This is a genomic window from Gordonia sesuvii (assembly GCF_036350415.1).
Classification (GTDB): domain Bacteria; phylum Actinomycetota; class Actinomycetes; order Mycobacteriales; family Mycobacteriaceae; genus Gordonia; species Gordonia sesuvii.
The window spans coordinates 138,241-160,900 of sequence record NZ_JAZDUF010000009.1 but is presented as its reverse complement, the minus strand read 5'-3'; the positions used below and the strand labels follow the sequence as shown (position 1 = coordinate 160,900).

The 22,660-nt window shown below is 68.9% G+C and carries 18 protein-coding genes and 2 pseudogenes; 10 read left to right on the top strand and 10 right to left on the bottom strand.

Features of this window, described 5'->3' with window-relative positions:
- Positions 1 to 90 precede the first annotated feature (90 nt).
- Complete coding sequence (fbaA, locus tag VZC37_RS23355) at positions 91 to 1,128, top strand: class II fructose-bisphosphate aldolase (RefSeq protein WP_330436309.1); 1,038 nt, start codon at positions 91 to 93, stop codon at positions 1,126 to 1,128.
- A 394-nt stretch (positions 1,129 to 1,522) separates the two neighbouring features.
- Here the strand turns inward: fbaA and VZC37_RS23350 are convergent, their stop codons facing one another.
- Positions 1,523 to 1,855 carry a hypothetical protein gene (locus tag VZC37_RS23350; protein WP_330436307.1) on the bottom strand — a complete coding sequence of 111 codons (333 nt, stop codon included), beginning with the start codon at positions 1,853 to 1,855 and terminating at the stop codon, positions 1,523 to 1,525.
- Positions 1,840 to 3,783 (bottom strand): Rv0361 family membrane protein, encoded by a 1,944-nt coding sequence (locus VZC37_RS23345; protein WP_330436305.1) that lies wholly within the window; start codon positions 3,781 to 3,783, stop codon positions 1,840 to 1,842. The genes VZC37_RS23350 and VZC37_RS23345 overlap by 16 nt, the downstream gene beginning before the upstream one ends.
- Positions 3,784 to 4,026: 243 nt before the next feature.
- On the opposite strand from VZC37_RS23345, the gene VZC37_RS23340 reads away from it, so the two are divergent.
- The 4 genes from VZC37_RS23340 to VZC37_RS23325 all read left to right on the top strand — a co-directional run bounded on the left by VZC37_RS23340 (position 4,027) and on the right by VZC37_RS23325 (position 7,388).
- Positions 4,027 to 4,464 carry a DUF3151 domain-containing protein gene (locus VZC37_RS23340; RefSeq protein ID WP_330436304.1) on the top strand — a complete coding sequence of 146 codons (438 nt, stop codon included), beginning with the start codon at positions 4,027 to 4,029 and terminating at the stop codon, positions 4,462 to 4,464.
- A gap of 45 nt (positions 4,465 to 4,509) precedes the next feature.
- Positions 4,510 to 5,613, top strand: coding sequence for an FUSC family protein (locus VZC37_RS23335; RefSeq protein ID WP_330436302.1), 1,104 nt, complete (start codon positions 4,510 to 4,512; stop codon positions 5,611 to 5,613).
- A gap of 152 nt (positions 5,614 to 5,765) precedes the next feature.
- Complete coding sequence (locus VZC37_RS23330; protein WP_330436299.1) at positions 5,766 to 6,689, top strand: cation diffusion facilitator family transporter; 924 nt, start codon at positions 5,766 to 5,768, stop codon at positions 6,687 to 6,689.
- Positions 6,690 to 6,740: 51 nt separating this feature from the next.
- A complete protein-coding gene (locus tag VZC37_RS23325) occupies positions 6,741 to 7,388 on the top strand; it encodes a pyridoxamine 5'-phosphate oxidase family protein (protein WP_330436298.1) in 648 nt (215 codons plus the stop codon).
- Here the strand turns inward: VZC37_RS23325 and VZC37_RS23320 are convergent.
- The gene (locus tag VZC37_RS23320) at positions 7,355 to 8,215 is read right to left on the bottom strand and encodes a site-2 protease family protein (protein ID WP_431309480.1); all 861 of its coding nucleotides are present in this window, start codon (positions 8,213 to 8,215) and stop codon (positions 7,355 to 7,357) included. The two genes, VZC37_RS23325 and VZC37_RS23320, sit on opposite strands and share 34 nt — an antisense overlap.
- Positions 8,212 to 8,844, bottom strand: coding sequence for a hypothetical protein (locus tag VZC37_RS23315; RefSeq protein ID WP_330436293.1), 633 nt, complete (start codon positions 8,842 to 8,844; stop codon positions 8,212 to 8,214). Before VZC37_RS23315 ends, VZC37_RS23320 begins: the two co-directional genes overlap by 4 nt.
- Positions 8,845 to 8,922: 78 nt before the next feature.
- On the opposite strand from VZC37_RS23315, the gene VZC37_RS23310 reads away from it, so the two are divergent.
- Positions 8,923 to 10,209, top strand: coding sequence for an adenylosuccinate synthase (locus tag VZC37_RS23310; RefSeq protein ID WP_330436291.1), 1,287 nt, complete (start codon positions 8,923 to 8,925; stop codon positions 10,207 to 10,209).
- A 4-nt stretch (positions 10,210 to 10,213) separates the two neighbouring features.
- Here VZC37_RS23310 and VZC37_RS23305 read toward each other — a convergent pair.
- The 3 genes and pseudogenes from VZC37_RS23305 to VZC37_RS23295 form a co-directional block, all read right to left on the bottom strand.
- Positions 10,214 to 11,308: pseudogene (locus VZC37_RS23305) on the bottom strand (carotenoid oxygenase family protein); the annotation flags it as partial.
- A gap of 41 nt (positions 11,309 to 11,349) precedes the next feature.
- A complete protein-coding gene (locus VZC37_RS23300; protein WP_330436290.1) occupies positions 11,350 to 11,964 on the bottom strand; it encodes a hypothetical protein in 615 nt (204 codons plus the stop codon).
- 139 nt (positions 11,965 to 12,103) lie between these two features.
- Positions 12,104 to 14,839, bottom strand: a complete 2,736-nt coding sequence (locus VZC37_RS23295; RefSeq protein ID WP_330436289.1) for a helix-turn-helix transcriptional regulator — start codon at positions 14,837 to 14,839, stop codon at positions 12,104 to 12,106.
- Between the two features lie 103 nt (positions 14,840 to 14,942).
- Between VZC37_RS23295 and VZC37_RS23290 the strand changes: the two genes are divergently transcribed.
- The 4 genes and pseudogenes from VZC37_RS23290 to VZC37_RS23275 all read left to right on the top strand — a co-directional run bounded on the left by VZC37_RS23290 (position 14,943) and on the right by VZC37_RS23275 (position 19,526).
- Positions 14,943 to 16,532: an adenylate/guanylate cyclase domain-containing protein gene (locus VZC37_RS23290; protein ID WP_330436288.1), complete on the top strand. Its 1,590-nt coding sequence runs from the start codon at positions 14,943 to 14,945 to the stop codon at positions 16,530 to 16,532.
- A gap of 52 nt (positions 16,533 to 16,584) precedes the next feature.
- Positions 16,585 to 17,871: pseudogene (gene purT / locus VZC37_RS23285) on the top strand (formate-dependent phosphoribosylglycinamide formyltransferase); the annotation flags it as partial.
- Between the two features lie 489 nt (positions 17,872 to 18,360).
- Positions 18,361 to 18,840 carry a DUF456 domain-containing protein gene (locus tag VZC37_RS23280; RefSeq protein WP_330436283.1) on the top strand — a complete coding sequence of 160 codons (480 nt, stop codon included), beginning with the start codon at positions 18,361 to 18,363 and terminating at the stop codon, positions 18,838 to 18,840.
- Positions 18,837 to 19,526, top strand: a complete 690-nt coding sequence (locus VZC37_RS23275) for a YoaK family protein (RefSeq protein WP_330436282.1) — start codon at positions 18,837 to 18,839, stop codon at positions 19,524 to 19,526. Before VZC37_RS23280 ends, VZC37_RS23275 begins: the two co-directional genes overlap by 4 nt.
- On the opposite strand, the gene VZC37_RS23270 is transcribed toward VZC37_RS23275, so the two are convergent.
- From VZC37_RS23270 to VZC37_RS23260, 3 genes are read right to left on the bottom strand one after another with little or no spacing between them, the layout of a single operon-like run.
- Positions 19,486 to 20,328 (bottom strand): ABC transporter ATP-binding protein, encoded by an 843-nt coding sequence (locus VZC37_RS23270; RefSeq protein WP_330436280.1) that lies wholly within the window; start codon positions 20,326 to 20,328, stop codon positions 19,486 to 19,488. The two genes, VZC37_RS23275 and VZC37_RS23270, sit on opposite strands and share 41 nt — an antisense overlap.
- Entirely contained in the window at positions 20,325 to 21,449 is a 1,125-nt protein-coding gene (locus tag VZC37_RS23265; RefSeq protein WP_431309479.1) for a FecCD family ABC transporter permease, read from the bottom strand. Before VZC37_RS23265 ends, VZC37_RS23270 begins: the two co-directional genes overlap by 4 nt.
- Positions 21,446 to 22,495, bottom strand: coding sequence for a FecCD family ABC transporter permease (locus VZC37_RS23260; protein ID WP_330436277.1), 1,050 nt, complete (start codon positions 22,493 to 22,495; stop codon positions 21,446 to 21,448). Before VZC37_RS23260 ends, VZC37_RS23265 begins: the two co-directional genes overlap by 4 nt.
- Between the last annotated feature and the right edge of the window lie 165 nt (positions 22,496 to 22,660).

Genomic DNA, 22,660 nt, shown 5'->3' with positions numbered 1-22,660 from the left:
GTACATCTCAACCGCGACCCGTGTACCTGCCATACTGAGATGCGATGGCAGCTCGCTGAGGCGAGGAACCTACGTTCGAAGGATTCATCGATGCCCATTGCAACACCCGAGCAGTACGCAGAGATGTTCGACAAGGCCAAGAAGGGGGGCTATGCGTTTCCCGCGATCAACTGCACGTCGTCGTCGACGATCAATGCGGCCATCAAGGGATTCGCGGACGCCGGCAGTGACGGCATCATCCAGTTCTCCACCGGCGGTGCCGAATTCGGTTCCGGCCTCGGTGTGAAGGACATGGTGACCGGCGCGGTCGGGCTCGCCGAGTTCGCCCACGTCGTCGCGGCGAAGTACGACGTCACGATCGGGCTGCACACCGACCATTGCCCCAAGGACAAGCTGGACACCTACGTGCGTCCGCTGCTCGCGATCTCGCAGGAGCGCGTCGACGCCGGCAAGAATCCGCTGTTCCAGTCGCACATGTGGGACGGCAGCGCGGTGCCGCTGCCCGAGAACCTGGAGATCGCGAAGGAGCTGCTCGCGAAGGCGGGCGCGGCCAAGATCATCCTGGAGATCGAGATCGGTGTCGTCGGCGGTGAAGAGGACGGCGTCGAAGCCGCCATCGACGACAAGCTGTTCACCACCCCGGAGGACTTCGAGAAGACCCTCGACGCCCTCGGCGCGAGCGACACCGGCAACCGGTACCTGCTCGCCGCGACCTTCGGAAACGTGCACGGCGTCTACAAGCCGGGCAACGTGAAGCTGCGCCCCGACGTGCTCAACACCGGCCAGGAGGTCGCGGTCAAGAAGCTCGGTCTGGCCGAGGGCAGCAAGCCGTTCGACTTCGTGTTCCACGGCGGTTCCGGATCGCTCAAGAGCGAGATCGAGGAGGCCCTCAGCTACGGCGTCGTGAAGATGAACGTCGACACCGACACCCAGTACGCCTACACCCGTCCGGTCGCCGGGCACATGTTCGCCAACTACGACGGTGTGCTCAAGGTCGACGGCGACGTGGGCAACAAGAAGACCTACGACCCGCGTGTCTGGTCGAAGAAGGCCGAGACCTCGATGTCCGAGCGCGTCGTCGAGGCATGCACCGACCTCAAGTCGGTGGGTAAGTCGATCAGCGCCTGATCGAGTCCCACCATCGCTCTCACCTCGGTCCCTGATGAGGGAGCTTGCGAGCGCGCCGCCCTGAGGAGCGAGCCTGCGAGCGTCAGCCCCGGTCCCTGAGGAGCGAGCTTGCGAGCGCGCCGCCCTGAGGGGCGAGCCTGCGAGCGTCTCGAAGGGTCACGAAGGGTCACGAAGGGCGACCCTTCGTGACGGGCCTTCGCAGGCTCCGGCCCTCCTCAGGGATCGGCGGACTTTCATCCCGGTCCCTGAGGAGCGAGCTTGCGAGCGTCACGAAGGGCGGCCCTTCGTGACGGGCCTCCGCAGGCTCCGGCCCTCCTCAGGGGTCGGTTGGTGACGGGCCTTCGCAGGCTCCGGCCCTCCTCAGGGGTCGGTTGGTGACGGGCCTTCGCAGCCGTCAGAGAGTGGCCAGACCGACGAGGACGCCGACGGCGAGTGCGAGCATGACGATCGCGGCGATGACGACCGGGGGATCGATGCGTCGCTCCCCGCGCGGCGTGGTGGTCGCCCGCGGTGCCGGACGCTCGATGTGCAGCGGCGTGGTCTGCGGTTCGAAGTAATAGGTGGGTTCGGTGTCGGTGCGTCCGACGTGCGCAGCGGGCTGCACCGGATGGCCCGAGCGCAGTTCGGTTCCGGTGGGGTGGTGGACCCACGTCGGACGCTGTGTCGGTGCGCCAGGCGGACGGGCCGGACGGGCCAGGGGGCCGCTGCGGGTCACTGCGGCGTGCACACCTTCCACTCCTCGCCTGAGCGCTGCAGGTTGATCGTCACGACCTGCGGCTGCTCGGGGTTGGCGCTCTGCACCGCCTCGACCTCGACGACCGCCTGATTGCCGTCGTCGGTCACCAGGACCGCCTTGATCTCCCTGACCTCGACGAGTTCGTTGCGCGCCCGCTGGCCGTCGTAGATCGTCTGGAAGTCCGAGTCGCTGAGCGAGCTGTAGAACTGTTGGCGCTCACCGCAGGTGATCGATCGCAGTGTCGCCAGATCACCCTCGTACAGCGCCGTGGAGAATTCCTCGGCGGTATCGGCCGCCTCGTCTTCCGGGGCCGGTGGGCGCAGGCTGAGGTAGCCGAATGCCGCTCCGGTGGCAGCGAGAACGACGACCACCGCAGCGGCGACTATCCACCAACGCCGGGCCCCTCCGGACCCCGTCTTCTCGGCCTTCTCGGTGCTGGTTCTCCCGGTGTCCGACTTCTCGGTGCCGGTAGCGGAGGACGAACTCCGGCCGGGGATCACCTCGGGCTTGTGCGCGGTCGTCGACCAGCCCTGCGCCGCGGATGTCTTGGCGGTGGGCGCCTCTGACGCCGAATCCGACGCCGATTCCGATCTCGAAGCTGCCGCGGCTCCGGCTGCTCCGGCCGCCACCGCCGCACCCGCAGCAGCGGCGGGGAGGACCTTGGTGGAGCCGGAGTCGTCGGACGCGTCCTTGTCGGCGGTCTCGCCGTCGGCCGATGACTCTGCGGCGTCGGGACGTGCGTCGGCAGGGGAGTCGTCGACGTCGGTCCACTCGTCGGTCGGGTCGGCCTCTGCCTCGTCCTCTGAGCCTGTCTGGGCGTCGGCTTCGGCGGTCTCGGCTTCAGGGGTCTCGGAATCGGTGGTGTTCTCGGAGTCGGACGTCTCGTCGGCGACCGTGTCGATCGACTCGAGATCTTCCAGCTCGTCGTCGTCGGGCAGTTCGTCGCGACGGATCACCGTCGTCGCCGAATCCGTCGGACCGATGCCGCCGCCCGGCTTCCGGCGTTCGGTCGGCTGCTCGTCGGTGGCCGACTCGGTCGTGTCAGCGGCGTCGTCGGCGGGGGTGTCATCCGAACCGGTATCACCGGAGCTGATGCTGTCGAGGTCTTCGAGGTCGGCTGCCTCCGGCAGGTCCTCGCGGCGGATCACGGCGGTGGCGGAGTCGATGCCGCGACCGCCCTTCGGAGTACGTCGGGCCGTGACCTGTTCGGCCGGTGCGTCGTCGGTGCCTGCGGCTTCGGCGGATTCGGGCGCTTCCGTGTCGGCTACATCCGGTTCCGGTTCCGGCGCGGGGTCCGCGCCCGCCTCTGCGTCGGGGACATCTGCGTCGGCGAGATCCGTGTCGGTGTCCGCTGCGTCGGCGACTGCGCCCTGTTCGGCTGCGGTTTCGTCGGGGGTGTCCGTCTGGTCGTCGTCCGTCTGGTCGTCGGACGTCTCGCTACCGGCAGCCTCGTCGGTGGATTCAGACGCGTCGGTCGCCTCGGCTGCATCGACGTCTGCCGGGTCGTCGACGACTGCCGGATCGTCGGAGGCCTGGTCGATGTCGGAATCCGACGCGACTGCGGGCTCGTCCTCGGCGTCGGCGGTCGGCGGGACCTCGTCACCGGTCTGCTCGGCCTGCTCGGCCGCATCCGGTGTGGGCTCGGCCGCGTTCGGGTCGCCGTCGTCGGTGTTCTGCACGACACTCTCGTTCGCGTCAGCCGTGCTCGGCTCGTCGGAGCCGGTCCCGGTCACGCCGTCGTTGTTCGTCTCGTCTGTCACCGCTGCGTCGTCGCCCTTCGTACTCTCGACCCAGGAATCATCCGGACCGCGGCGGCCGGGTCGGGCCGCCCCGTGGTCCTTGTCGTGATCGTTGCCGCGATTGCGCCACGCCGAGAAGGCGCGGCCGATCAGCGACCCGTCGTCGCGCGTCGAGGGCATCGCCGTCTACACCCCGCTTTCCCCGGATGGAACGGATCGGCGTCGATGTTGGTGACGAACTCCCGTCGAATGGGTCGCGTCATGGCCGATCGCGTCATTCACCCTAGCGAATGGTCGCCGCTCTCAGCACTCGGTGGGCGCCGAAAACCGCCATGGTGTACATCGGCCGGTGGACTCATGCCGCCGTGCAGGCGGGGGCGGTGGTCGACAGCCCGCGACCGGGCGGGGTGCTTCAATGGTGTGGTGACTTCTTTCGGAGACCTGTTGGGCCCGCAGCCGGTGCTGCTCACCGGCGACGACGAGGCCGAATCCGACCTGCTGAACGGTGCCGACCCGGCGCAGACCGCGGCGGCACACCCGACCGCGTCGATCGCCTGGGCGTACCTCGCCGACGCTGCGCTCGCGGCCTCTGACGGCGGCGCCGACGTGGGCCGCGTCATCGAGGCCTACGGCTACGCGCGGACCGGGTATCACCGTGGCCTCGACCAGCTGCGCCGGCACGGCTGGAAGGGCTTCGGCCCGGTGCCGTGGAGCCACGAACCCAACCAGGGATTTCTGCGGTGCGTCGGCGCGCTCGCCCGCGCCGCGCAGTCGATCGGCGAAGAAGACGAGTACCTGCGGTGCCTCGATCTCCTGAACGACAGCGACCCGACCGCGGTGGCTCAGCTCGGACTGGCCTGACCGCCCGTCGCGCCGACCCCGTGACGACGTGACCACCTCACCGCCGTGACCGACTGGCTGCGCCGACGATTTCACGCGCTCCCGCCGCCGGTGCGGCGACGGGTCCGTCGGCTGTGGCTGTCGGCCGTGCCGATCACGCAGTGTGCTCTGGCGGCCGGGGTCTCCTGGTGGATCGCCGTCGTGATCTTCGATCACCCGCAGCCGTTCTTCGCGCCGATCGCCGCGGTCATCTCCCTCGGGTTGTCGCTGGGAAAGCGGTGGCGCCGGTCCGCCGAGCTGGTGACCGGTGTCGTCATCGGCATCATCGTCGGCGACCTGCTGATCTCGTGGATCGGTTCGGGGACATGGCAGATCATCCTGGTGGTGGCCCTGGCCATGACGGTTGCCGTGGTCCTCGACGACGGCCCGATCATCCCCATCCAGGCCGCATCGTCGGCGGTCCTGGTGGCGACTCTGTTGCCGCCAGGCGAAGTCGGCGGCGTCAACCGGGCGATCGATGCCCTGATCGGCGGGCTGATCGGCATCCTCATCGGCGCGTTGTTCCCGGTCAATCCCGCCCATCGGGCCCGCAGGGACGCGGCCGGCCTGCTCGCGACGATGCGCGATTCGTCCCGCCGCCTCGCCGCGGGCCTGCGCGACATGGAGGAGCAGGAGGTGTTCGCCGCGCTGACCGCGGCGCGCGGAACGCAGGAGGCGATCAACACGATGCGCGCCGACATGCGTGGCGGCAAGGAGGTGAGCGCCATCTCGCCGCTGTACTGGGGATCACGCGAACGGCTGCAGCGGATCTCCGCGACCGCCGACCCGATCGACAATGCCGTGCGCAACTTCCGGATCATCGCCCGGCGGGCCTTGGCCATGACACAACGGCGCGAAGCGCTGCATCCCGACATCGTCGACATCATCGACGACCTCGGGGAGGCGTTCGAGATCCTGCGCGCGATGATGATCGCCAAACCCGGCGAACCGCCCGACCAGGCCGATGCGGCCCGGGTGCTGCGCACCATCGCCCGCAAGGCGAAGCCCGAACTCGTCGCAAACAGTTCGCTCGCCGAGACGGCCGTGATGGCCGAGATCCGCTCGTTGCTGGTCGACATGTTGATGATCTGCGGGCTCGGGCGGTCGTCGGCGGCGGCGACGCTGCGCTGACCTCGCCCTTCGTGACGACCCTTCGCAGGCTCCGGGTCTCCTCAGGGATCGGGGGTGGCACTCCGCAGGGATCGGGGGTTGGGTAGTCGGCAGGGGTCGGGGCGGGACCGCGCTTGTCATATATGCGAAAGTCTGCATATATTGGCGACGACATGGGGCACTCACATTCGCACGCGCACACCCACGGGCCGACGACGACCGCATCGACGGGGCATCGCCGGATCTGGCCGATGGCGGTCGCTGTCGCGATCATCGGCAGTTACTTCGTCGTCGAGCTCGTCACCGGACTGATGGTCAACTCGCTGGCCCTGATCGCCGATGCGGGTCACATGCTCACCGACGTCGCCGCGCTGACGATGGGTCTGATGGCGCTGCTGCTCGCTCGGCATGGATCGGCGACCGACGACCGCAGCTTCGGCTGGCACCGCGCGGAGGTGTTCACCGCTGTCGCGAACGCGGTGCTGCTCATCGGGGTGGCGGTGTTCGTGTTCTACGAGGCCATCCGGCGCATCGGTACCGACCCCGAGGTGCCCGGGCTGACGTTGATCGTGGTCGCATTGGTCGGCCTGGCCGTCAACATCGCGGTGATGATGTTGCTGCGCGCCGACTCGAAACAGTCCATCGCGGTGCGTGGTGCCTACCTCGAGGTGCTCGCCGACGCCGTGGGCAGTGTGGGTGTCCTCGTCGCCGGCGTCGTGGCGTTGACCACGGGCTGGGGGTATGCGGACGTCGTCGTCGCGGTGCTGATCGCGCTGTGGGTGGTGCCGCGCGCGGTGCGGTTGGCGTTGGACGCCTTGCGGATCCTCAACCAGCAGGCCCCGGCGCATGTCGACGTCGATGCACTGCGCCGGGACCTCGCAGCGATCCCCGCCGTCGACGACGTCCACGACCTGCACGTGTGGACGCTGACGACCGGGATGGATGTGGCAACGGTGCACCTCGACAGCGACGGCACCAATACCGACGTCCTGACCGCCGCCCAAGAAGTCATGGCCCGCCACGGGCTCGGTCACTCCACGATCCAGGTGGACCCCGAGTCCGTGCAACGGAAGTGTCGCGACGAACTGCAATGGTGACGGTGCGAAAACTGATGGCGTGAACGCGCATCACTCGCCATGCTGTGAGCCATGACGATCGACGATCTGTCCACTCTCACACGCAAACCCGACCGCGGTGGGGACCGTGCGCTCCTCGACGAGGTCCTCGACGAAGCGACCGTCGGGGTGCTGTCGACGGTGACCGACGACGGGTTCCCGTGGTCGGTGCCGATGCTGGTGGCCCGCGACGGCGACCGGCTGCTCGTGCACGGATCGTCTGGTGCCGGCGCCCTCCGGCACGTCGCCGCCGGCGCGCCCGCCACGTTCACCGCGTTCCTCGTCGACGGCCTCGTCGTCGCCGCGACCTTGTTCGACCACTCGATGAACTACCGGTCGGCGGTTGTCCGGGGACGGCTGGAACGCGTGGACCCGGCCGACGCCCTGCGCGCACTCGACGTCTTCTCGGACGCGGTATTGCCGGGCCGCAGTGCGGAAGTACGTGACCACACTCCCAAAGAGGTGTCGGCGACGGCGATCCTGGCGCTGCCGATCGTCGAGGGCCAGTGGCTGACGAAGGCACGCAGCGGTGGTCCCGGTGTCGCCGACGGCGACGTCGGCTGGACCGGCCACATCCCCATCCGCACCGTCTACGACGAACCGGTGGTCGCGACACCCGGTGAGCTCCCCGGATCGGTGCGAGCCCTCTACCGCCAGAACACGAACAGATCCCAGCCGTAGGAGGCGAGCACACTCGGCACCCCGGACAGGCCGAACAGCCAGTAGACGAGGTCGAAGAACGCGCGGTTGAGGAACGGGATGAACAAGAGCGCGAACACGATCAGGAAGCCGTAGGGTGCCACCTTCTGCATCGAGAACCGCGTCTTGTCGGACAGGTACGGCTCGATTGCGCCGTAGCCGTCGAATCCCGGCACCGGCAACAGGTTCAGCACCGCGGCGGTGATCTGGAGGAACGCCAGCATCGACAACGCCGCCCACAGGTTGAGGCCGTCGACCGCATAGAGAACGTTGGCCGGAGCGGTGAAACCCTGTGCCCCATAGGCACTGGGAGACGCGAATCGCACGACCATCAGCAGGATCACGCCGAGTGCTGCGTTGGTGAGCGGTCCGGCCAGCGACACGATGGTGCGTTGGGCCCGACTGAATCCGTGCTGATGCACGTACACCGCGCCGCCCGGAAATCCGATGCCGCCCAACAGGATGATCAGCAACGGCAACCCGATCGACAGACCCGGATGTGCGTACCGCAAGGGATTGAGGGTGAGGTAACCACGCAGTTCGGCGCTGCGGTCGCCGAACCGGAATGCGGTGACGGCGTGGGCGAACTCGTGCAGGCACAGCGAGATGACCCATCCGGCCAGCACCAACAGGAGTGTTCCGCCGACCGACTCGAGATTGCGGCCGGGTTCGGAACCGGCGACCAGCCAACCGCCGCAGACCGCGGCCGCGACGAGCCCGAGGAACAACGGCCCCGGTCGGACGGCGCGGACGACTTCACGACTCGTCGGCCCGGCACCGCGACCGGCGGCCGGCCCGAACGCACTCACGGACACACCAGGTTCATGTCCACATGATGCCGATAGAACGTCGAACGCTTCAGCGTGCGCGTCGTGAGGACGCCCTCTCGCTCGACGACGATGTTGGTACCACCGGTCTGCGCCGCTCGTCCCTCGTGCCACCCACCCGGGCGCAGCGGCCGGATCAGCCGCGCGCGCAGGCCGGGAGCGTGCGCCAGCGGTTCGATCTCCACCCCACGCACCTCGCCGGTGAACAGTCGGGCGTTGTCGACATAGGTCTCGCCGTGCAGCTTCGCGCCGTCGCCGCCCAGGTGACGAGCCCGCCCGACCAACACCGTCGCTGCGTCGTCACGGATCAGCGGCACCGCGCGGGCGCGGCCCTGCTCGGCGAGTTCTGCCGCCTCCTGCCCGTGGGGGAGACCGTGGACCCGGGTGGCACGGGTGGCGACCGGCGCGACGTAGCCGACCTCCACGTCGAGGCGTTCCGTCAGCATCAGAACCGCGAGGACCTGCGCGAGAAATACATCGGCACCGGCCGCGCCGGCCCCCACCACCACCAGTCGCGAAGGTTGTTCGTCGGCGAGAAGACCCGTCACCGCGGCCCGTACCGCCTGCTTCTGATTCCCCACCTCGGCTTCGGCGATACGCACAATCGACACGTGAGTAGCGTATCCATCCCGGTGAGCAAGTAAGGTTGGCCTGTTGTTCAGCGTGCCAACTCAAAGGAGTAACCGACCATGGCCGCGATCGTGCTGATCGGCGCCCAGTGGGGCGACGAGGGCAAAGGCAAGGCGACCGACCTCCTCGGTGGGCAGCTGCAATGGGTTGTCCGCTACCAGGGCGGCAACAACGCAGGTCACACTGTGGTGTTGCCCAACGGTGAGACATTCGCGCTGCACCTGATCCCGTCCGGCATCCTCACGCCGGGGGTCAACAACGTCATCGGCAACGGTGTCGTCGTCGATCCCGGTGTGCTGCTCACCGAACTCGGTGGGCTCGAGGACCGCGACATCGACACCTCCGGGCTGATGATCTCCGCGGACGCGCACCTGCTGATGCCGTATCACGTGGCCATCGACAAGGTGACCGAGCGATTCCTCGGCAACAAGAAGATCGGCACCACCGGGCGCGGTATCGGTCCCTGCTACCAGGACAAGATCGCGCGCGTCGGCGTCCGGGCCGCCGACGTGCTCGACGAGAAGATCCTGACCCAGAAGGTCGAGGCGGCGCTCGAACTGAAGAACCAGATCCTGGTCAAGATCTACAACCGCCGTGCTCTCGAGCCGGCGCAGGTCGTGGACGAGGTGCTGACGCAGGCGGAGGGCTTCAAGGGGCGCATCGCCGACACCCGGCTGCTGCTCAACCAGGCGCTCGAGCGCGGCGACACCGTGCTGTTGGAGGGGTCGCAGGGCACCCTGCTCGACGTCGACCACGGCACCTACCCGTACGTGACGTCGTCGAACCCGACATCCGGTGGCGCGGCCGTCGGGGCGGGCATCGGCCCCAACAAGATCACCACGGTGCTCGGCATCCTGAAGGCCTACACCACCCGCGTCGGCTCAGGGCCGTTCCCGACCGAACTGTTCGACGAGTGGGGCGCCTACCTCGCGAAGACCGGCGGTGAGGTGGGCGTGACCACCGGGCGCGCCCGCCGGTGCGGCTGGTTCGACGCGGTGATCGCGCGGTACGCGACCCGCGTCAACGGGATCACCGACTACTTCCTCACCAAACTCGACGTGCTCTCCAGCCTCGATACGGTGCCGATCTGCGTCGCCTACGACGTCGACGGCGAACGCGTCGAGGAGATGCCGATGACGCAAACCGGATTCCACCACGCGAAGCCGATCTACGAGGAGATGCCCGGCTGGTGGGAGGACATCTCCGGCGCCCGGACCTTCGAAGAGCTGCCGAAGACCGCACAGGACTATATCCTGCGGCTCGAAGACCTTGCCGGCGCACACATCTCGTGCATCGGTGTCGGCCCGGGCCGGGACCAGACGATCGTGCGGCGCGCGATCATCTGACCAGAAACCACAGGCTCTCCCGCACGCCACGGTCGCCGGGTCCCGCAGCCACAGTTGCGACTCGGTGGTGGTCGCGGGTCAGCAGGCGGTCGTCCACGCGTGGGAACTCCATGTCGATCGGTTTGTCGCTGATCGTGTTCCGCGTGATCCTGCCGTCCGGGTGGATGATCGCGCGGGTCAGCGTCGACGCGGCCGGGCGGGGGTCATGCGCAAAGCCCGCCGGATAGTTCCATTCCACGTAGTCGACCGTCACCGAACCGTCGGTGTTGTCGTAAGCATTGGCGAAGTGCCGGGTGCCGTCGTCAGGGCGCCACGACAGTAGCGAGCCACCGGTCATCGCGGCCTCGAGATCGAAGGCCAACGGGCATACGAACAGCACGATGTAGCGGGAGGTGAGCGCCATGTCGTGGATCATGTAGCTCTCGGACAGTCCGTCGACCGGTGTCGGCGGTGTGGTGGTGCGGCCGTCGGAATCGAGGACCGACCAGGTGAGATAGGGCGCTTCCAGCGAGTAGTTGAACAGGACGAGCTCGCCGGTCGCGGGATCGATCTTGGGGTGGGCGGTACTGCCGACCCGCATCGCGCCGTTGCAGTCGGTCTTGGCCAGCGTCGCGAGGTCGTCGGGGTTCAACAGATACGGCCGGTCCGACTCGGCCATGGCCATCAGGCGACCGCCATGCCGCACGATGTTGATGTCCGGCAGCTCGCGGAACGTGCCGGCGAGGTCGTCGCCCACCTCGCTCGCCGGTGGGGTGTAGCCGTCGGTGATTCCCGACCAGATGGCATGGCCCGCAGCTTCTTCCGCCACGACCATCGGAGTGCGGACGAATCGGTTGGTGTAGCCGACCCGGCCGTCGGAGATGGCGATGCGGTGGACCATCCCATCGCCGTCGAGTGGGTACACAAACGAGCCGATGGGGTCGAAACGAGGGTTCGGCCCGTTGCGGAGGTAGCTGCCCGACAGGTCGGCCGGGAGATCGCCCGTGATCGGGAGATCGGCGACGTCGACCTCGTCGCGTTGCGGGGCGAACAGCCCGGTGAGGTGACTGTGATGGGTGAGGTCGACGGGTGCGGGACGAGTGGGAGACGTGCTGGTCATGGGGTGACTCCGTTCATGGGGGTGGGAGGTTCGATGTGGGTTCAGCGCGGGTCGGTGGCGGACACCGACGGCCGGGCGGGGGAGCCGCTGATCGCATGGGTGCGCTTGACGGCGAAGACGATGAGCGCGACCGGGATCACCCAGTTGAGGAGGATGTTGCCGGGATGGGCACCGGCCACGTCGGCGCCGGCGGCGAGCAGACCTGCGATGACGTGGCAGACACCCATCGCGGTGACCGCCCCCGCCCACACCAGGCTGATCTGGCGGTTCTTGGCGCGGAAGATCGGGGAGTGCCAGAGCGCCGGGTCCACGGATTCACGCGCATACTGTTCGGTGAACGGAATGGTGAAGGCGGATACCGCCATGATCGCGGCGAGGATGAACGCCGAGCCGCCGCGGCCGAAATAGACGAGCACTTCGTCGACCTGATGCGATCCGATCAGTCCGACGACGGCGATCAGTCCGAACAGGACGACGCCGGACACATCGAGGACTTTCCATCCCCGTCCCTGCAGGGCCGAATAGGCGGTCATCGCGAACGCGAGCGCGCAGGCGGCCAATGCCGCGATGGTGACATGGTCGGCGCCGAGGCGCTCGGCGGCGAAGCTGAAGACGAACCAGGGTGCGAGGCCCAGGATCATTGATTTGGCGTCCATGGTGGTTCTCCTGCGAGAGGTGGAATGGTGACCTCTTCACTCTCGCGACCGCCGATGGCGCAGACATCTGCGTCATGACGGAGATTTGACTGCCAAGGAGGATTTCACCGCCAATGAGTCGGCCGCCAGTGGCCGGGAACTAGGGCCGGGAAGCGACGTATGCGGCTAGTTCCACCCGGGTACGGAGGCCGAGTTTGGCCAACGCATGGGACACGTGGGTCTGCACCGTCCGGGTCGAGATGAACAACTGGTCGGCGATCTCCCCACCGGACAACCCGGTGGCGACCAACTCGGCGACGGTGACCTCGGTCTCCGTGAGGCTCGGCCACCCATGCGTGGGCCGATCCCGGACGGCGTTCGGGTCCATCCGGACCCCGTGGGCCCGGAGCCGGGATGCGATACGTGCGGACATGGTCACCGCACCCATCGACTGCGTCAGCACGAAGGCCTTGGCCGCCAGGTCGCGGGCGGCGCGGGCGTCGTTCAGTGCGGCAGCAGCGCAGGCCGCCTCCTCCCAGGCGCAGGCCTCCAGGAGCCCGTCGGACACCTCACGAAGCTCGTCGGCGGACCGCTGCGCAATCGTGATCACATCGGCCAGGTCGAGCCGGCCGAGCGAGGCCAGGCACCGCGCTCTCGCGAGCGCGACGGGGCCGCGTGCGCTGGCCGTGGGTGGATACGGGGCGGCATCGAGACCGGCGACGACCGCCTCGAGCAGCGCCATGTCCTGTGCGCGAGTGGCGATCCGGGCGCAATCGAGCGCGACGAACGGTAGCCACGCGTACAGCCGGGTGCTCACCGCCCGGTCCCACGCCGTCGCCGCGGTGCCGGCCGCCGGTTTCAGCTTGCGGCGCGCCTCGTGCAGCAGAGCCCAGGCCCGCAGGGCGGTCGGGAACCCGAACTGGTCGGGTTCGCCCGAGGCGTCCCAACCGTCGAGTCGCGTTGTCGCCGTGGCGAGATCGCCGCGGAGCACGTCCACCATCGCGCGTCCGGCATGCGCCTGCGACGTCCATCCCATGTCGGCGGCAGCCGCCCGTTCCAGCCCGGCATCCCACGCGGCGGCCGCATCGTCGAGGTTCCCGCGACCGAGATCGATGCTCCCCTGGGTGAGTTCGTGGTAGGCGGTCATCCAGTCGGTGCCCTGGTTGGCGCGCAGCCGCACCGCACGTTCGAGCAGATCGGCGGCCGCGGCAGGCCCGCGGGTGTAGACGCCGATGAGGGGCGGCCAGATGTCTGCCGACGAGTTCGCCGGCCCGCCCGCCACCTGTGACTCGTTTTGCCGTTGGGAGGCGAGCAGGGCCAGCCGGAGGCCGTCTTCGACCTGCCCGATCAGGAACAGCCGCAGTGACTCGGCGATCAGACCCTGGACCGACCGGGTTCCGGCGTCGCGTTCGATGTCGAAGAACGGTTCGTCGGGGACGGGGGTGGCGCCGTCGAGCAGACCGACGTAGCGGCGCAGATCGGTGAGCGTCTCGGCGACATCGTCACCCACCGGGAGCGCGAGGGTCTCGTCGATCAGTTCGTTGACGCGTGCGCTGTCGCCCTTCGCGATCAGAACGAACAGCTGGATGCGCGTCAGATCGGCCATCTCGTCGATGTCGGTCGACACGGCCAGGCCCTCGGCGGCAACGGTGGCTGCCCGCGCCAGGCGACCGGTCCGTGCCAGAGCCACCGCCAGCGAGACGTGAACGCCGGCCGGGGTGGGTGCGCCGTCAGCCTGCTGGGCGAGCTCCTCGAGAAGGTCGGCGGCGACGGCCGGTGTGTTCGCGAGTTCGCTCTCCGCGCGCCGAACGGCCACCAGCGTGGCGTCTGGATCGGTGCCGGCGGCCAGCCGGTGGTGCGCGACGGCCTGGCGGTTGCGCCTGATGGCCGGATGGTTCGCGGCGGCCTCGTGCAGCACCGATCGGAGAAACGGGGCCAGACTCTGATTCGTGACGTCGGCATAGAGGTCGTGTGTGAAGCTCAACCTTCCGTCGGCGCCGGCGGCCACGATCCCGGCATCGATCGCCGACTGCGCCGCGCCGACCAGCGAGGCCGGGCTCGCACCGTCGAGGACCGCGAGTTCGCCCAGGGTCGCCGGTCGGCCCCACACCGCCATTTTCTGGGTGAGCTCACGGGCTCGACCGTCGAGGAGCGCGAGGTGCTGGGTGATCGCGTCGCGCGTGCCGGCCGCGACGTCGGCTGAATCGGTTGCGATCGATGCTCGGCCGCCGGTGACCACTACTCCGCCCGACTGCTGCAGCGAACGCACCATCGAGATGGCCTGCATCGGGTTTCCGCCGGCGGCGGACAGCGCGGTGGCCAGGCCGCGGTCGGGTTGCGCGCCCAGGAAACCGCTCGCCAGACGGGTGATCTCGGCGTCGGTCATCGGCGGGAGTGTCCATTCGCGGACGTCGGCCCGTGCGACCAGCCGGGTGAGCACATCCCGCTCGGGCAGTGGGCGCCGGCCGACCAGCAGCACCAGCGGCAGATCGCGGGTCGCGCCGGCGAGCCGGGTCAGCAGATCGAGCGTCGCGGCATCGGCGTGATGCGCGTCGTCGACGATCAACACGAGCGGACCGTCGGCGCACAGGCTGTCCACCTCGCGGTACAGCTCGTCTTCGAAGGTGTCGGGCACCGGGAATGGGAGACCCGTCCCGATCAGCGCGGCCGCAACGACGAACGGGTGCCGCGCGGAGAGGTCGTCGGCTCGGGCATACCGGGTCGCCGAATCGATTTCCGATTGCAGCAGGTGGAGGGTGTGCGACTTGCCGGTGCCGGGGCCCGCCGTCATCACCAGCGTCCGCGGTGCGCCCCGGTCTCCTCGCCGGGCGGCGGCGAGTGCACTGCGAATCTGATCGATGGTCCCCCGACGTCCGGCCAGGTGGGAGGCGAGCACGGTGCCAGATTAGGTCGAAACCGGACGTGGTGTGCCGGGTCGATGCGATAGCCCGCCGGGTGAATCGTCATCGGGGCCCGCGGGCCGTGAGAAGCTAGGCGGCATGCGTCCGAGGCGGGGGAGTCGTGACTACGGGTCGATCTTGCTCGGCTCGGCCGACGAGAGTGGGTTCCGGCAGCGGATCCGGATACAGACGCTGCTGACGGCATCGATCGTCACGGCCAACCTGTTCGGCGCCCTGGTCGCCGTGGCGCTGACCGCGGTCGGCATCCCCGAACCCACGGTCTTCACCGGCGAACTGTGGTGGGTGAACTTCATCGCGGTGCCGGTGTACATCTTCGCCGCCTTCGTCGTCGGGATCGGTTGGGGCACAGCGGTTGCCGTTCGAGATCTGCGGTGGGCCATCGCGGACCGGCCGCCGACCAAGCGCGACGCGCGCCGCACGATGCGGGTGCCGTGGGTGCTGTCGCTGGTGCAGGGCATGCTGTGGGGCGGCGCGACCGTGATGTTCACGCTGATGTACGGGATCGTGGACCCGCAACTCATTCCGAAGACCCTGTTCGTGGTGGGGCTCAGCGGCATCGTCGTCGTGTCGATCTCGTACCTGCTGATCGACTTCACGCTGCGTCCCGTCGCAGCAGAACTGATCAGCGCCGGATTCCACCGCCGCAAACGCAGCGGCGTGCGGGCCCGTTCGGTGGTGTCGTGGATCGTCGGGTCGGCCATCCCCATCGTCGGGATCATGCTCGTCGTCGGCTTCGGCCTCGCGCGCGACGACACCACCAAACTTGACATGTTCGTCGGTGTGATCGTGCTCGGACTGACCGCGCTGTTCACCGGACTGCTGCTGACGGTGTTGTCGAGCGTCAGCGTGACCGGCCCGATCCGCAGTGTGCGCGCGGGCATGAATCAGGTGACCGCCGGGGACCTCGACGACGCCGAGATCGTCGTCTACGACGGCACGGAGCTCGGTGACCTGCAGGTCGGCTTCAACTCGATGGTGGTGGGTCTGCGGGAGCGGGAACGGATGCGGGACCTGTTCGGCCGCCACGTCGGTCGCGATGTGGCGGCGGCGGCGCTCGAGCGGGACCCCGAACTCGGCGGGTCGGAACGCACCGTCGCGGTCGTATTCGTCGACGTGATCGGCTCGACGACCCTGGCGGCCGGTCGAACTCCCACCGAGGTTGTGGAGATCCTCAACCGGTTCTTCGCGGTGATCGTCCGCGCCGTCGAACATGGTCAGGGCCTGGTCAACAAGTTCGAGGGCGACGCCGTGCTCGCCATCTTCGGCGCACCGATCGAAATCGACGATCCATCGGGCGCCGCCCTGACCGCGGCCCGCGACATCGCGCAGGGACTCGCCCAGGACGTCCCGGACATCTCCGCGGGCATCGGCGTCGGCTACGGGCCCGTGGTCGCCGGGAACATCGGCGCCATCGAACGCTTCGAGTACACGGTGATCGGCGACCCGGTGAACGAGAGCGCCCGGCTCTCTGAGCTCGCCAAGAGAGATCCGTCGCGCCCACTGGCCGCGGGACGCGCGGTCGACGCCGCCGGGGACGAATCGGCGTCCTGGGAACGGCAGGAGACCATCACGCTGCGCGGACGCACCGAGGAGACCGTCGTGTACGCGGCGATCATCGACGACGGGCACGTTACCGCGGATTCGCCCACGCCTGATGTCACCGACTGATCGACCGATATCTCCGCGGAGGCACGCTCTGAACTGCACGTAGGATCTGGGCATGACGTCAGACAGCCACAGCGCTTCGGAGGCGTCGGTGCAGGCCGGTGAGGAGGCTGCATCGGTGCCGGGCCCGCAGGTCCCACCCCCGGTCGATCCGGAGGTACCGACGGCCGTTCCCGCACCGGCCGTCGGACCGCCCGCGGTGCTCGGAACCCCGCTCAGCCCCTCGGCCACCAAGGTGATGGTGCTCGGTGCCGGTGAGCTCGGCAAAGAGGTCATCATCGCGTTCCAGCGGCTCGGTGTCGAGGTGATCGCGGTCGACCGGTACGCCGACGCCCCCGGACAGCAGGTCGCCCATCATGCCGAGGTCGTGGATATGACCGACGGTGACGCGCTGCTCGCGCTGATCGATCGGTACCGCCCGCACTACGTGGTGCCCGAGATCGAGGCCATCGCCACCGAGGCGCTCGTCGAGGTCGAGAACCGTGCCCTCGCCGAGGTCATCCCCACGGCCCACGCGGTGGTGGCGACGATGAACCGCGAAGGCATCCGCCGTCTCGCCGACGAGGAGCTGGGGCTGCCCACCTCGCCGTACCTGTTCGCGTCCTCGCAGGAGGAACTGGAGGCGTCGGTCGCCGAGATCGGTTTTCCCTGTGTCGTGAAGCCGGTCATGTCGTCGTCGGGCAAAGGGCAGACCGTGGTGCGTGCGCCCGCCGACATCGGGGCCGCGTGGCAGACCGCGACGACGGGTGCCCGGGTACAGGGTGAACGCGTCATCGTCGAGGGTTTCATCGAGTTCGACTACGAGATCACGCTGCTCACCGTGCGTGCGATCGACCCGGCGACCGGGCGCTTGGCATCGCACTTCTGCGCCCCGATCGGTCATCAGCAGGTCGGCGGCGACTACGTGGAGAGCTGGCAGCCGCACGAGATGAGCGGCGACGCACTCGCCTCGGCAACGTCCATCGCCGCGCGCATCGCGACCGCGATGGGTGACGGAAAGCTCGGCGGGCGAGGGGTTTTCGGTGTGGAGCTGTTCGTCAAGGGCGACGACGTGTACTTCTCCGAGGTCAGTCCGCGCCCGCACGACACCGGCCTGGTCACCCTCGCCACCCAACGGCTCTCCGAGTTCGAGATGCATGCCCGCGCCATCCTGGGTCTGCCGGTCGACATCACCCTCGCCTCACCCGGAGCGTCGGCGGTGATCTACGGCCAGCTCGACGAGCCGGCGATCGGATTCGCCAACGTCGCGCGCGCCCTCGCCGTACCCGAGACCGACGTCCGGCTGTTCGGCAAACCGGCGAGCTTCCAGCGTCGGCGGATGGGTGTCATCACCGCCACCGCCGACGACGTCGCCACCGCACGACAGCGGGCGGTACAGGCCGCGTCGCTGGTCACCCCGGTGGCCGGCCGGCCGTTCGAACGCATGGTGCCGCAGCCGATGGGCCGACCGCCGGTGCCGCCGCCCCCGCGCCGTCCCGGTCCCCCGCCGATGCCGGTCGGCCGGCCCGGTGGGCCCGGACCGTCCGGTCAGGCCGGGCCGCCGCCCCCGCCGCGTCCCGGACCTCCGCCGCGAAATGCACCGCCGGGACCGCCGCCGCACGGTCCGCGACCGGGACCGCCCCCGCCACGCGGACCGATGCCGCCGCGCGGCGGTGGCCCCGGGCGACCGGGTGGCCCGCCGCCGCGTCCGATGCCCCCGAACGCGGGTCGCCCCGCCGGACCGCCGCCGCCCCGCCCGGCCGACCAGTCGTCGAGATCGGGCGACGACAAGCCGTCCGCGCCCGCGGACACACCGTCGCGCGCATCGGTCGACTGACCCGGACACCCGTCGATGTCGCTGGGTGGGGAACTGCTCATCGGGGCAGTCATCCTCGTCGGACTGCTGGGCATCGTGTTCCCGGTGCTCCCCGGTGGCCTGCTCGTCGCGGCCGCCATCGGGATCTGGGCGCTGCTCGTCGGCGGCTGGGCATGGGGGATCTTCGCTGCCGCCGCCGCCATCATCCTGATCGGTGAGGTCGTCAAATACCTCGTCGCGGGACGCTCCCTGAAGGCCGACGGCATCCCCAACACCACCATCGCCGTCGGCGGGGTGCTCGGCATCGTCGGGTTCTTCGTGATCCCGGTGATCGGGCTGTTCATCGGCTTCGTCGTCGGCGCACTGGTCACCGAACTGATCCGGACCCGCAGCACCGCCGCCGCCTGGCGTGGCACCCGTGCGGCGTCGAAAGCGGCGGTCATCACCATCGGCATCGAGTTGTTCGCGGCGCTGCTCGCCACCGGCGTCTGGCTCGTCGGTGCGGGCATCTGGTGACCCGGACCGATCCGTCCGGCGGAATGGTCGCCGCCGGACTCCTGCTGCTCGTCGCCGGTTTCGTCGACGCGGTCGCCTTCATCTATCTGCAGGCCAACTTCGTGTCGTTCATGTCCGGCAACACCACGGTCATGGGGGTGTCGCCGAGCCTCGGCCACTGGTCGGATGTCGCGGTGTGCGCCGGGCTGATCGCCCTGTTCTTCGTTGGGGTGTTCCTCGGATCCGTCGTCAACCGGACCCGACGTCGTCCACGGGAATTCCTGGTGTGGACGATCGCGGCCGCGACGACGGTCGGTGCGGTGTTGGTGAGCCTGGAACCCGTTGCCGCCGCAGGTGACATGGAGGGTGCCGGTGTCGCCGGGATGCTCGTGGTGGCGGTCGCGACGGGCATGATCAACGCGATCTTCGAGAAGGAGGCAGCAGTGCCCTACGGCCTCACCTATATCACCGGGACGCTGGTGCGGTCGGCTCGGCAGCTGGCCGACACGGTGGTGGGAGAGACGCCCGGCCGACGCTGGTCGTGGCTGGGGTCGCTGGGGATGTGGTCGCTGCTGGCCGTCGGTGCGGTCGGCGGCGGTTACTGCTACCGGTGGATGTCGTTGCCTGCCATGTGGATTCCGGCCACACTGCTGGCGGCGATGGCGCTCACGATCTCACTGGCGCGTGTCGCGCGCCCAACGGGATGATCATCGGACCGCCCGCGATCGGGTCCTCCATCACGTGCGCCTGGAGGCCGAACGCGTCCTCGAGCAGCTCGCTGGTGATCACATCACCGGGGCGCCCGTGCGCCATGATCTGACCCTCGCGCATCACGAACAGTGAATCACTGTATCGCGCAGCGAGATTGAGGTCGTGCAGGACCATCACCACGGTCTTGCCGTGTTCGGTGCGCAAGGTCTGCACGAGGTCGAGGATCTCCACCGAGTGCGCGAGGTCGAGGTAGGTGGTCGGCTCGTCGAGCAGGAGCAGATCGGTTTCCTGCGCAAGCGTCAACGCGATCCACACACGCTGACGCTGACCGCCCGACAACGCGTCGATCGTGCGGTCGGCGAGGTCGGCGGTCTCGGTCTGCTCCAGGGCGCGGGCCACGGCCGCCTCGTCGGCCGCGGTGGCCTGCTGATACCACCGTTGATGCGGGTGACGACCGCGGATGACCAGGTCGGCAACCGTGAGGCCCTCCGGCGCAATGGGATTCTGCGGCAGCAGTCCGAGCGTGCGGGCCACCGTCTTCGGACGCATCCGGTTGATGTCCTCGTCGTCGAGGTACACCGTGCCCGCCCGCGGCGGAAGCAGCCGCGACAGCGCCCGCAACAATGTGGACTTCCCGCATCCGTTGGGGCCGATGATGCTGGTGATCTGCGCACCCGGGATCGCGATGTCCAGATCGGCGATCACCGTCCGCTCGTCGTAGCCGACGCTGAGGCCCTCGGCCCGCAGCCGACAACCAGTGGCGTGCGGTCTGACGTCGATACCGGGACCGTGGTTCATACCGTCGCCTTCCGGGACATGGTGATCATGAGGTAGATGAGGAACGGTCCGCCGATCGCCGCGGTGACGATGCCGACGGGGAGATTGCCGGGAAGCACGGTGCGGCACAACAGGTCGCCGCCCAGCACCAGCATGGCCCCGATGAGTCCGGAGGCCAGCGGCGTCGGCTGCGGTGACGCCGTCAGCCGCAGCGCGATCTGCGGGGCGAGCAGCGCGACGAAGGCGATCGGACCGGCCGCCGACACGCACAGGGCGGTGACGACGACGGCGGCCACCAGTACCACCGCGGTCATCCGGCCCGCGTTGATCCCGAGGCCGCGTGCGATGTCGGGACCCAGACCCAGCACCCCGATCGGACGCGACAGCCCGATCACCATCGTCACACCGATCGACACCGCGATCAGCGACGGCCACACGTCCGACCAGGTCGCCTGCGACACCGACCCGACCAGCCACGTCTGCGCGCGGGCGGCATCGTCGATCCGGGCCCGGGTGAGCATGTAGGTGGTCAGCGCCTGCAGCATCCACGTCACACCGACGCCGATGATGACCAGGCGGAACGGGTCGATCCCCGCATTGGCGCGACGCCCCGGCCAGGCCAGGATGTACATCGCGATCGCGGTCGCGAATCCGCCCAGCAGCGCGGCCGCCGGAATGCCCAGGTCGGCGAGCCAGGCGCCCCACGAGGTGGAGAAGGCGATGGCCGCGACCGCCGCGGCGCTGGCGCCTGCGGTGATGCCCAGGATGTCGGGCGTGGCCAGCGGGTTGCGGGCGATCCGCTGGGTGAGTGCACCGGCCATCCCCAGCCCGAACCCGACGAGCAGCGACACCAGGGCGCGCGGCAAGGCGACGTCGAACACCACCACGTTCTCGATGCGGGTCCCGCCGCCCAGCAATACCCGCGCGACGTCGAACGGCCCCATCGGGTAGTCGCTGACCCCGACGCTGAGCAGGAAGAGCAGCAGAGTGATCGCCGCGCCGACGACGGCGACGGTGACCATCCGCGGGCGGACGATCCACGACGACGGTCCGACCCGGACGATCCGCCGGGACGTCGATCCCATGGTCTTCTCGGCCCGGTCCGGCTCCGGGGCGTTCTGGGTGCGCGTGTCGACGGTCATACGCTCACCAGTCTCCGTCGTCGGACCATCGCGATCAGGAACGGGGCCCCCACCAGCGCGAGCACCACACCGACCTGGATCTCTCCCGGCCGGGCGATGACGCGGCCGAGGATGTCGCAGACGAGGATCAGGATCGCGCCCAGCAGCGCCGAGTACGGGACGATCCACCGGTAGTCGGGCCCGACGAAGGCGCGGGCGATGTGCGGCACGACCAGCCCGAGGAACACGATCGGGCCGCACGCGGCAGTCGCGGCGCCGATGAGCAGCGTGATGGCGAGGATGCCGACCGTGCGGATCAGCACCACCCGCGATCCGAGCGCCTTGGTCATGTCCTCGCCCAGACTGAGCACATTGAGGAAATAGCCACTGCCCAGCGCGAGGACCAATCCGATCACGATGAACGGCAGGCTTGCGGAGAACACGTCGAGGCCGCGCCCGGTGGTGGCACCGACGTTCCAGAAGCGCCACGCGTCGAGGGTGACGCTGTCGGTGAGCACGATCCCCGAGGTGATCGCGAGCAGCATCGCGGACAGGCCGGTGCCGGCGAGAACCAGGGTCAGGGGGCTGGCCCCCGACAGGGCGGACAGTCCGAACACGGCACTGGCGGCGATCAGCGCGCCCAGCAGCCCGAATGCCATGTAGGCGATCGGGCTCGAGATGCCCAGCACGTACACGCCGACGACCACCGCGCAGGCGGCGCCGGCGTTCACCCCGAGCATCCCGGGGTCGGCGAGCGGATTGCGGGTGTGGCCCTGGGCGAGTGCGCCGGCCGCGCCGATCGCCAGGCCGACGATCAGACCGAGGACGGTGCGGGGGAAACGGAGATCCCAGACGATGCCGTAGACATCGCCTGCGTTCGGCGGGGGAGCGGGGGACTCGAGCACGATCCACGGCATCCCGTGGAAGTCGGTCAGGCTCAGATGTGGCCACCCACCGGCCTGCAACACGTCGAGGACCTCACCGAGCCCGAGTTGCCGGGTGCCGATCGCGACGGACGCGAGCAGCGCCACGACGAGTACTGCGATGAGCAGCACGATTCCGGTCATCCGACGCACAAAGGGTTACCTTACCAACGACTTTCGAGGGCCAGGTGGCGCCCATCGTGACAATCTCCGTTGCGTAACGAACCGGTGCCCGTGTCTGTGAAGATGCTTTGAGGTACGTAACGATTCGATACGTGGGGATCGATAGATCAACCAGTACTTGAGGTC